The sequence below is a fragment of the Gallibacterium melopsittaci genome (assembly GCF_042433085.1).
GTDB classification, from domain to species: Bacteria; Pseudomonadota; Gammaproteobacteria; order Enterobacterales; family Pasteurellaceae; genus Gallibacterium; species Gallibacterium melopsittaci.
Genome location: NZ_JBHLWA010000047.1, coordinates 1 through 10,376 on the forward strand (window position 1 = coordinate 1; position 10,376 = coordinate 10,376).

Sequence of the window (10,376 nt, forward strand, 5' to 3'; positions counted from 1 at the left end):
AAAAAGTAGGCTTAAAGCCTTGTACTATAAGGCTTTAAGCCTACTTTTAGCAACAAATTTGTCTATTACACCAATTAATATTATTACATTATTATTTTAAATGTCTGCCACCCGTCACTTGTAATGTTTCTCCAGTGACATATTCACTGGATAATAGGTAATCAACAGCTTTAATTATTTCAGTATAACCTCCTGCTTTTCGCATCACAGATTTTTGGGTAGCTTGTTGGCGATATTCTTCTGCATCATGATCATGAAAAGCAATCAATGCAGGAGCAATACTATTAACTTTAATGAAAGGGGCATATTGTGCAGCAAACGAGAGGGTTAAATTTTCTAATGCCGCTTTACTTGCAGCATAAGCTAAATGTTTTTGACTACCTTTTAGTGCAACAAAGTCAGTCAAATGCAAAATATCGGCAGGACGTTGTGTTTCTTGAACATAAGTCTTTAACAAGTCAACTAAATGGCGATTTAGTAGATAAGGTAGTTCCGCGTGAATATTAAACATTTTTTGGAAGAGTTGATGATCTTGTTGCAAGCTATTATTTTGTTGTTCAGCTTGCCAATCAGAAGCATTATGGATAATCGCACGAAGTGATTGACACTGTGATTTCACTTGCTGGATAAAGGATTCAATACCATCGAGAGTAGAGAAATCAGCATGAATTTTGACGACATTAGCAGGGAGTTGATCTAATTCAGAATAATATTGACGATAAGAGATAAGTAAATTCTCACCACGCATTGCTAATGTTTGCGCAAGTGCTAATCCAATTCTACGCCCTGCACCAGTAATAATAATCGTATTCTTCATGATAAAATCTCATTGTCTATGATTGATTGCGACATTATCCTAGCAGAAATTCCTATTTTTTGTTGAATTGCTGTGTAACTTTCATCATTTTGTTTTTCTTCATCTTGTTATCTTGGATATTTGCTGTTATTGTTGCGAACTAAAATTTTCCTTTGAACTTCATCTCAACATTTATCACATACATAATTTGATAGAACATCTTGTGATTTATCAGCGAGATGGGGCTAAAAGTATTGATGTTTTTATATTATAGAAGAGCAAATCAGGTTTAATTATGGGTAAGTCATTAGTTATTGTTGAATCACCAGCAAAAGCCAAGACCATCAATAAATATTTAGGTAATGATTATATCGTTAAGTCTAGTGTGGGACATATTCGCGATTTACCAACCTCTGGCAGTGCCACTGGTGAAAAGGCAAAAGCAATTTCAACAAAAGGACTAAGTGCAGAAGAGAAGGCAAAAATCAAACAGAAAAAAGAGCATAATGCCTTAGTCAAACGAATGGGGGTCGATCCTTATAATAATTGGCAGGCTAACTATCAAATTTTGCCAGATAAAGAAAAAGTGGTTGCTGATCTCAAATCGTTAGCGAAAAAATCCGATCATATTTACCTTGCGACCGACTTGGATAGAGAAGGAGAAGCGATTGCATGGCATTTACGAGAAGTGATTGGTGGTGAAGATGAGCGTTTTAGTCGCGTCGTGTTTAATGAGATTACGAAAAATGCGATCACTCAAGCATTTAGTAAACCAGAACAATTAAATATGGATCGAGTCAATGCACAACAAACTCGTCGCTTTTTAGATCGAGTTGTTGGGTTTATGGTGTCTCCATTATTATGGAAAAAAGTTGCTCGCGGATTATCTGCTGGACGAGTGCAATCTGTTGCAGTAAAACTTTTGGTTGAGCGTGAGCGTGAAATTAAAGCTTTCCAACCTGAAGAGTATTGGGAAATTGAGGTAGATACACAAAATACGGCACAACAACCTTTACCGTTTGAGGTTACACATTATCAAGGTAAGGCGTTACAAATTGCAAATGAACAAGCAGCAAAACAAGCAGTAGCCGAATTAGAAAAAGCACATTACGTTGTCACGGAAGTTGAAACTAAGCCAACCCAATCCAAAGCAAAAGCACCTTTTATTACCTCTACACTTCAACAAACTGCAAGTACCCGTTTAGGTTTTGGTGTGAAAAAGACGATGCTATTAGCACAGCGTCTTTATGAAGCAGGTTATATTACCTATATGCGTACCGATTCAACGAATTTGAGTCAAGAGGCGTTAGCAATGGTACGCAACTATATTTCTACGAATTTTAGTGCAGCCTATTTGCCAGAAAAACCAAACTTTTATTCAAGTAAAGAGAATGCACAAGAAGCTCACGAGGCGATTCGTCCATCAGACATCAATTTAAAAGCGGATGATTTGCAAGGAATGGAAAAAGACGCTATTCGCTTATATGATTTAATTTGGCGTCAATTCTTAGCGTGTCAAATGACGGCAGCGAATTATGATTCAACAACATTAACTGCGATTGCAGCGGACTATACGTTAAAAGTAAAAGGACGTGTATTACGCTTTGATGGTTGGACGAAAGTATTGCCACCAATGAGTAAAAGTGCGGAAGATCGTGTGTTACCTGAAGTCAAACAGGGGGAAACATTACATCTTGTTGCAGTAAATCCAAGTCAACACTTTACTAAACCACCTGCACGTTATACTGAAGCGGCTTTGGTAAAAGAGTTAGAAAAACGAGGAATTGGTCGTCCATCAACGTATGCTTCAATTATTTCGACTATTCAGGAACGTGGTTATGTGCGTACGGAAAATCGCCGTTTTTATGCAGAAAAAATGGGTGAAATTGTAACTGATCGCCTCAATGAATCGTTTGCAGATTTAATGAATTATGACTTTACCGCCAATATGGAAGATGTATTAGACCAAATTGCTGAAGGTAAAGCAGATTGGAAACAACAGTTAAATCAATTCTTTAAGGATTTTTCTACTCAACTTTCTCAAGCTGAATTAGATGAGCTTGAGGGTGGAATGAAGTTAAATCACTTAGTAGAAACCAATATTCCATGCCCGACTTGTGGTCGACCAATGGCAATTCGTACTGCAAGTACAGGTGTATTCTTAGGCTGTACAGGATATGCACTACCGCCAAAAGAGCGTTGTAAAACCACGATTAACTTAATTCCTGAAGCCGAATTATTAAATGTTTTAGATGATAATTCCGAAACTAAGGCATTAATGGATCGTAAGCGTTGTCCAAAATGTGGTACTGCCATGGATAGTTATTTAATTGATGCGCATCGTAAATTACATGTATGTGGGAACAATCCAAATTGTGATGGCTATGTGGTCGAAGAAGGTCAATTTAAGATTAAAGGTTATGATGGCCCAGTCGTAGAATGCGATAAGTGTGGTGCTGATATGCATCTTAAATTGGGGCGTTTTGGGAAGTATATGGCGTGTACACAATGTGATAATACCCGTAAAATTTTGAAAAATGGGGAAGTTGCACCACCAAAAGAAGATCCAATTCATTTCCCAGAATTAAAATGTGAAAATTCTGAGGCTTATTTTGTGTTGCGTGATGGTGCAAGTGGTGTGTTTATGTCGGCACATAATTTTCCAAAATCACGTGAAACTCGTCCTGCAAAAGTGGCAGAATTAGCACAATATCGGGAACGTTTGCCAGAGAAGTTACAGTATTTAGCGGATGCACCGCAACAAGATCCTGAAGGTAATCCAGCTGTGATTCGCTTTAGTCGTAAAGAAAAACGCCAATATGTGAATTCTGAAAAAGATGGCAAAGCAACAAAATGGATTGTGGATTATATTGATGGAAAATGGATCGAGCGCAAAAAATAGATGAATAACCTATTGGATAACATCAATAGGTTATTGCAACTCGTTTGTTGAAATTCTACAATTTACTTAAATTTTTAGCATACTCCGAGCTAGTTTACCTAAGTTGATAAAATCATTCTCAATATGGTGGCTATGCCAAACACATAACAGTGTTTCACGGATAGATTGGAAACGGTCTATCCCCTCGTATTTAGAAAGGTGTTTATGCAATCATATAGCCAAATCATATCTTCAGAAGATCGATTAATTGATAACTTTAATCGGCAATATTTTTATCTTCGTCTTTCCATTACAGATGTCTGTAATTTCAAATGTAATTACTGTTTACCAAATGGGTATCAGCCACCAAGTGATAAACGGATATTTTTAAGTGTCGTGGAGATAGAACGTTTAGTGCGTGCATTTGCTCAACTAGGCACAGAAAAAGTGCGTATTACAGGTGGTGAGCCAACTTTACGAAAAGATTTCTTATCAATTGTTGAAGCAATTCGTAAGCAGCATGAAATTAAAAAGATCGCATTAACGACCAATGGTTATCGTATGGCAAAAGACGTAGCGGATTGGAAAGCTGCTGGTGTTGATTCGATAAATGTTAGTGTAGATAGTTTAGATCCTCGCTTATTTCAGTTAATTACAGGTGAAAATAAATTGGCTGAAATTCTACAAGGTATTGAACGTGCGTTTGCAGTGGGATATGACAAAGTTAAAGTCAATGCCGTTTTAATGAAAAATCTAAATACACAAGGCTTTGAAACCTTTCTGCACTGGATCAAAGATCAACCAATTCAAATGCGTTTTATTGAGTTGATGCAAACAGGAGAAATGGATAGCTTCTTTCATCAACACCATCTATCCGGTATGGTATTGAAACAACGTTTATTGGAATCTGGTTGGCAGTTACAAGTTAAACATCATACTGATGGTCCTGCACAAGTCTTTAAACATCCAGAATATGTCGGTGAAATAGGCTTGATTATGCCGTATGAAAAGGATTTTTGTGCAAGCTGCAATCGACTTCGTGTGTCGGCCCAAGGAAAATTACATCTCTGTTTATTTGGCGAAGCAGGAATCGATATTCGTCAATGGTTACAAGACGACAATCAACAATTTGAATTACAACAACAGCTAATCGAAGCATTACAAGGAAAACGTGAACATCATTTTCTTCATCAAGGAGATAGTGGCGTGCGTAATCACCTTGCTTCTATTGGCGGTTAATCAATAACGGAATTATTATGAATCAATTTACGCATATCAATCATTCTGGCGAAGCCAATATGGTCGATGTTTCAGCAAAAGCCGATACCGTACGCGAAGCGAGAGCCGAAGCGTATGTGTTAATGTCAGCAGAAACATTGGCGATGATTATTGATGGGAAACATCATAAAGGTGATGTGTTTGCTACTGCACGTATTGCCGGTATTCAAGCCGCTAAACGAACTTGGGAGTTAATCCCACTTTGTCATCCCCTCTTATTAAGTAAAGTTGAAGTATCATTAACTGCAGAACCTGAACATAACCGCATTAGAATTGAAAGTTATTGCAAATTAACCGCTAAAACAGGCGTAGAGATGGAAGCATTAACTGCTGCTTCTGTGGCAGCTTTAACAATTTATGATATGTGTAAAGCAGTACAAAAAGATATGCGGATTGAAGGAATTCGCCTATTAGAAAAATTAGGCGGTAAGTCAGGACATTTTAAGGCAGAATAGTCATGATTAAAGTTGTATTTTTTGCACAAACTCGAGAGTTAATTGGTGAAGCAGAACTGACTGTGGCTGCTGAATATCAAGATGTTGAAGCATTACGTCAAGCCTTAAGTCAACGAGGCGATCGCTGGGAATTAGCATTAAATTCAGGACGTATTCTCGCTGCGGTCAATCAAAATTTGGTGCCGCTATCTTCGCCTTTAAAATCAGGTGATGAGGTCGCATTTTTTCCACCTGTTACAGGAGGTTGATGTGACTGATATTCAAATTCACGTCCAATCTGAACCTTTTGATCAAAATAAAATTTATCAATGGACAGCAGCATTGCCTGAAACAGGGGCAACAGTGTTGTTTATTGGTAAAGTGCGAGATATGAATTTAGGCGATTCCGTGTCGGGATTATATCTAGAGCATTATCCAGCAATGACTAAAAAGGCATTACGAGAAATTGCAGATCAAGCTGCAGCTCGTTGGCAATTACAACGTATTTATATTGTCCATCGAGTTGGTCAACTTTATACTGGTGATGAAATCGTTGCCGTGGCGGTGAGTTCGGCTCATCGTGGGAGTGCTTATCAAGCAAATGAATTTATTATGGATTTTTTAAAAACGAAAGCACCTTTTTGGAAAAAAGAAACCACTCAACAAGGTGATCGTTGGTTAGAAAGTCGAGCGAGCGATGATGATGCCGCCGAACGTTGGCAGCATGATAAAAAATAACATTTTCTCCCAATCAATTTGTTAAATTTCCTCCCAGAAAGACGCATCTAAGCGTTTTTCTGCTTTTTGTAACAACAAAACTAAATCATTGAAGGTTGGCCTATCCGACATAGGCAATAATGCTTCGTGGAGCAGGACTTGATGATAAATTTTTTCATACCAATGCAATGTTGCTGTGCTTAACACTTTCCGTGAACGTTTACCTAACCAGTAAAATCCTTGTAGTGGCAGTGAAATAATAAATAACGTTGTAATTAAGGTACTAGCAATACTCCCAATAGAATATCCCAGCACAAAATATTGCCATCCCAAAGTAAAAAGCAATAAAGGCATTAATAACTGTTGCGAGAAATAAGTTGCTTTAATGATACGTGGCTCAGGAAAAATCATATTCAATTTTTTTATCCCAGAAATCTTTTTCCAAGCATTGGCATAATTTATGCCCTGACGAATAGTTTTAAATAGCATATGGTTTCGTGAAATTGTTTAAATTAAAGGTACTAAATTACACTTTTTTTATAAAAATTAAAAATTTTTTGATTTTTGCTAAGTCTGGAAATTTATTTTTTTGTCATAACAGTGTATCCTATCCGCCAATTAAAACGGGCCCTTGTTTAAGCAAAACAGGTTACTATTCATTCAACAAGAGATAGGTTATTTCAATGACGCAAAATCTTATTCTTATTCTTAACTGTGGAAGTTCTTCTTTAAAATTTGCAATTCTAAATCCTGAAACTGGAGAAGAGAAGTTATCTGGTTTAGCAGAAGCGTTCCATCTTCCAGATGCACGTATTAAATGGAAATTACATGGTGAAAAAGGAAATGCAGAATTAGGTGCAGGTGCAGCACATAGTGAAGCACTTGATTTTATTGTTAAACATATTTTCCCATTGGATCCATCTCTTAAAGATAGTATTGCCGCGATTGGGCACCGTATTGTACACGGTGGTGAACGTTTTACAGCTTCAACCATTGTTGATGAAAGTGTTATCGAAGGTATTCGTGATGCCATTCAATTTGCACCATTACACAATCCAGCACACTTAATCGGGATCGAAGAATCTTTCAAAATGTTCCCTGAATTAAAAGATAAGAATGTTGTTGTCTTTGATACTGCATTCCACCAAACTATTCCTGAAGAAGCATTCCTTTATGCGTTACCTTACTCAATGTATAAAGAACACGGTGTACGTCGTTATGGGGCACATGGTACTAGCCATTACTATGTAACTAAAGAAGCAGCAAAACGCTTAAATGTTGCTGAAGATAAAGTAAATGTTATTACTTGTCATTTAGGTAATGGTGGTTCTGTTTCAGCGATTCGTCATGGTAAATGTGTAGATACCTCAATGGGTTTAACGCCATTAGAAGGCTTAGTAATGGGAACGCGTTGTGGTGATGTTGACCCAGCAGTAACCTTCTTTATGTCGAAAACATTAGGCATGAGCATGGATGAAATTGAACAAACGCTTACCAAAAAATCTGGTTTACTTGGTTTAACCGAAGTAACTAGCGACTGTCGTTATGCAGAAGATAATTATGATAAAGAAGTTGCTGCGAAGCGTGCTTTAGACGTTTATTGCTACCGTTTAGCGAAATATATCGGTGGTTATATGGCAGCAGTAGGTGAACCACTTGATGCGATTGTCTTTACTGGTGGTATTGGTGAAAATTCTGCTCACGTTCGCGAATTAACATTGGCACATTTAAAAGTATTTGGTTACCAATTAGATAATGAACGTAATCTTGCAGCTCGTTTCGGTAATGAAGGTATTATCACAGCCGAAGGTTCTCCAGTAGCAATGGTGATTCCAACGAACGAAGAACTTGTGATTGCACAAGATACTGCACGTCTTTGTATCAAAAAATAATTCTCGCGACTGCCGATAGATCTATCGGCAGTTTATTTTTTATTCCTTAGTAAGAAGGTTATTATGTCCAGAACAATTATTCTTATTCCAATTAGTACTGGTGTTGGTTTAACCAGTGTGAGTTTAGGTTTAATTCAAGCCCTTGAACAACAAGGTGCTAAAATTGGTTTTATGAAACCAATTTCGCAACCAATTAGTGGTGAAGACACATTAGACAGAACCACTTCTATTCTTTACCAAAGCCCAACAATTGATACTGCAAAAACATTTATGCTTAGTGAAGCAGAAAATATGATCGGGCAAAACCAAACTGATGTTTTATTGGAAAAGATTGTTGAACGTCATCAAATTTTAGCGAGAAATAATGAAATTGTGGTTGTAGAAGGGTTAATTCCAACCCGTAAAAATTCTTACGCTAACAGTATTAACTACCGTATTGCGCAAGCATTAGATGCAGAAATTATTTTAGTTTCAGCACCAGCAACCGATACACCAGCAGAATTAAAGGAACGTGTAGAGGCAGCAGCATCACAATTTGGCGGTAAATATAATCCAAATTTATTAGGTGTGGTAATTAATAAATTTAATGCACCAACGGATGAAAATGGTCGTACTCGTCCAGATCTTGCAGAAATTTTTGATTCTTTCCAACATAGTCGTGTTAATGTTCAAGCTGTACAAAAATTATTTGATCAAAGCCCAATTCGCTTATTAGCGTGTATTGATTGGAATCCAGAATTGATTGCGAGCCGTGCGATTGATATTGCTCGTCATTTAGGGGCATCAATCTTAAGAGAAGGGGAAATTAATAAACGTCGTATCCGTGGGATTACGTTCTGTGCAAGAAGCCTACCACATGTAATCGAACACCTTAAACCAGGTAATTTAGTAGTGACTTCTGCAGACCGTCCAGATGTGATTGTTGCGATTGCGTTAGCAGCAATGAACGGAATTGAAATTGGTGCAATGTTATTAACTGGTGGCTATCGTCTAGAAAATCATGTAGCTAAACTTTGTGAACGTGCATTTGAAACTGGTTTACCAATTTTCCGTGTTGAAGGAACAACATGGCAAACTGCATTAAGCCTACAAAGTTTTAATCTTGAAGTACCAATTGATGATAAAGAGCGTATTGAAGCAATTAAAGATTATATGGCACAACAATTTAATAAAGAGTTGATCCATTCATTAATCGAAACAACTTCAAGAGTACACCGTTTATCACCACCTGCATTCCGTTTCCAATTAACTGAATTAGCACGTAATGCGAAAAAACGTATTGTGTTACCAGAAGGGGATGAACCTCGTACTGTTAAGGCTGCATCATTATGTGCAGAACGTGGTATTGCAGAATGTGTATTATTGGCTGATCCAACAGCAGTTGCTCGTGTAGCAGAAGCACAAGGTATTCAATTAGGTAAAGGCATTACCATTATTAATCCTGCGGATGTGCGTGAAAATTATGTTGCTCGTTTAGTTGAGTTACGTAAAAACAAAGGTATGACCGAAGTATTAGCACGTGAACAACTCGAAGATACTGTAGTGCTTGGCACAATGATGCTTGAAGCGAATGAAGTTGATGGGCTTGTTTCTGGTGCGGTACATACCACAGCCAATACGATTCGTCCACCACTTCAATTAATCAAGACTGCACCAGGCAGCTCATTAGTATCGTCAATTTTCTTTATGTTATTACCAGATCAAGTATTGGTATATGGTGACTGTGCGATTAACCCTAACCCAACCGCAGAAGAGTTATCCGAAATTGCGATTCAATCTGCCGATTCTGCAAAAGCCTTTGGTATTGAGCCACGTGTTGCGATGATCTCTTATTCAACAGGAACCTCTGGTAAAGGGGCAGATGTGGATAAAGTGAAAGAAGCGACTCGTTTAGCGAAAGAAAAACGCCCAGATTTAATTATCGATGGTCCATTACAATATGATGCTGCGGTAATGGAAGATGTAGCACGTTCTAAAGCACCAAATTCACCAGTAGCAGGTAAAGCGACCGTATTTATCTTCCCAGATCTAAATACCGGTAATACAACTTATAAAGCTGTTCAACGTTCAGCAGATTTAATCTCTATTGGACCAATGCTACAAGGTATGCGTAAACCAGTGAATGACTTATCACGTGGTGCGTTAGTTGATGATATTGTTTACACCATTGCATTAACCGCAATTCAAGCAACACAAAATTAATTAGTCATCACATTTAGTGTGTTAAATCAGTCAACATTATCAGTAATGTTGGCTGATTTTTTTATGTAAGCAGTTAATAGTTAATGGATGGAGAGAGAAAAAGAAAGGCATATAGGACAAAAAAGTTGGTCTTTATCTATTTTCATTGTCTATAGGACAAAAAAGTTGGTAATTAT

General features: G+C 37.5%; 9 protein-coding genes and 1 riboswitch. Of the genes, 7 read left to right on the plus strand and 2 right to left on the minus strand.

Annotated elements, in window-relative coordinates:
* Positions 1-91: 91 nt before the first annotated feature.
* Positions 92-817, minus strand: coding sequence for a dihydromonapterin reductase (gene folM / locus ACFFHT_RS09750; protein WP_382375737.1), 726 nt, complete (start codon positions 815-817; stop codon positions 92-94).
* A gap of 274 nt (positions 818-1,091) precedes the next feature.
* Here folM and topA point away from each other — a divergent pair, with 274 nt between their 5' ends.
* The 5 genes from topA to moaE all read left to right on the plus strand — a co-directional run bounded on the left by topA (position 1,092) and on the right by moaE (position 6,127).
* On the plus strand, positions 1,092-3,698 hold the full coding sequence (topA, locus tag ACFFHT_RS09755) for a type I DNA topoisomerase (RefSeq protein ID WP_382375739.1): 2,607 nt from the start codon (positions 1,092-1,094) through the stop codon (positions 3,696-3,698).
* Positions 3,699-3,768: 70 nt separating this feature from the next.
* Positions 3,769-3,915, plus strand: a riboswitch (molybdenum cofactor riboswitch).
* A complete protein-coding gene (gene moaA, locus ACFFHT_RS09760) occupies positions 3,903-4,916 on the plus strand; it encodes a GTP 3',8-cyclase MoaA (RefSeq protein WP_382375741.1) in 1,014 nt (337 codons plus the stop codon). It overlaps the preceding riboswitch by 13 nt.
* Before the next feature lie 17 nt (positions 4,917-4,933).
* The gene (gene moaC, locus ACFFHT_RS09765) at positions 4,934-5,410 is read left to right on the plus strand and encodes a cyclic pyranopterin monophosphate synthase MoaC (protein ID WP_382375743.1); all 477 of its coding nucleotides are present in this window, start codon (positions 4,934-4,936) and stop codon (positions 5,408-5,410) included.
* 2 nt (positions 5,411-5,412) lie between these two features.
* Entirely contained in the window at positions 5,413-5,658 is a 246-nt protein-coding gene (gene moaD, locus ACFFHT_RS09770; protein WP_382375745.1) for a molybdopterin synthase sulfur carrier subunit, read from the plus strand.
* A gap of 1 nt (position 5,659) precedes the next feature.
* Positions 5,660-6,127 carry a molybdopterin synthase catalytic subunit MoaE gene (gene moaE, locus ACFFHT_RS09775; RefSeq protein WP_382375746.1) on the plus strand — a complete coding sequence of 156 codons (468 nt, stop codon included), beginning with the start codon at positions 5,660-5,662 and terminating at the stop codon, positions 6,125-6,127.
* Between the two features lie 21 nt (positions 6,128-6,148).
* On the opposite strand, the gene yfbV is transcribed toward moaE, so the two are convergent.
* Positions 6,149-6,595, minus strand: coding sequence for a terminus macrodomain insulation protein YfbV (yfbV, locus tag ACFFHT_RS09780; protein ID WP_382375748.1), 447 nt, complete (start codon positions 6,593-6,595; stop codon positions 6,149-6,151).
* Between the two features lie 194 nt (positions 6,596-6,789).
* Between yfbV and ACFFHT_RS09785 the strand changes: the two genes are divergently transcribed.
* Together ACFFHT_RS09785 and pta are read left to right on the plus strand one after the other, a co-directional pair.
* Positions 6,790-7,998, plus strand: coding sequence for an acetate kinase (locus tag ACFFHT_RS09785; RefSeq protein WP_382375750.1), 1,209 nt, complete (start codon positions 6,790-6,792; stop codon positions 7,996-7,998).
* 63 nt (positions 7,999-8,061) lie between these two features.
* Positions 8,062-10,200, plus strand: a complete 2,139-nt coding sequence (gene pta / locus ACFFHT_RS09790) for a phosphate acetyltransferase (protein ID WP_382375752.1) — start codon at positions 8,062-8,064, stop codon at positions 10,198-10,200.
* Positions 10,201-10,376: the final 176 nt, after the last annotated feature.

Excerpts from the sequence above, each read along its gene's own strand:
- moaD (WP_382375745.1), top strand. The coding sequence starts at position 5,413 with ATGATTAAAGTTGTATTTTTTGCACAAACTCGAGAGTTAATTGGTGAA.
- moaA (WP_382375741.1), top strand. The coding sequence starts at position 3,903 with ATGCAATCATATAGCCAAATCATATCTTCAGAAGATCGATTAATTGAT.
- pta (WP_382375752.1), top strand. The coding sequence starts at position 8,062 with ATGTCCAGAACAATTATTCTTATTCCAATTAGTACTGGTGTTGGTTTA.
- folM (WP_382375737.1), bottom strand. The coding sequence starts at position 817 with ATGAAGAATACGATTATTATTACTGGTGCAGGGCGTAGAATTGGATTA.
- moaC (WP_382375743.1), top strand. The coding sequence starts at position 4,934 with ATGAATCAATTTACGCATATCAATCATTCTGGCGAAGCCAATATGGTC.
- topA (WP_382375739.1), top strand. The coding sequence starts at position 1,092 with ATGGGTAAGTCATTAGTTATTGTTGAATCACCAGCAAAAGCCAAGACC.
- yfbV (WP_382375748.1), bottom strand. The coding sequence starts at position 6,595 with ATGCTATTTAAAACTATTCGTCAGGGCATAAATTATGCCAATGCTTGG.
- ACFFHT_RS09785 (WP_382375750.1), top strand. The coding sequence starts at position 6,790 with ATGACGCAAAATCTTATTCTTATTCTTAACTGTGGAAGTTCTTCTTTA.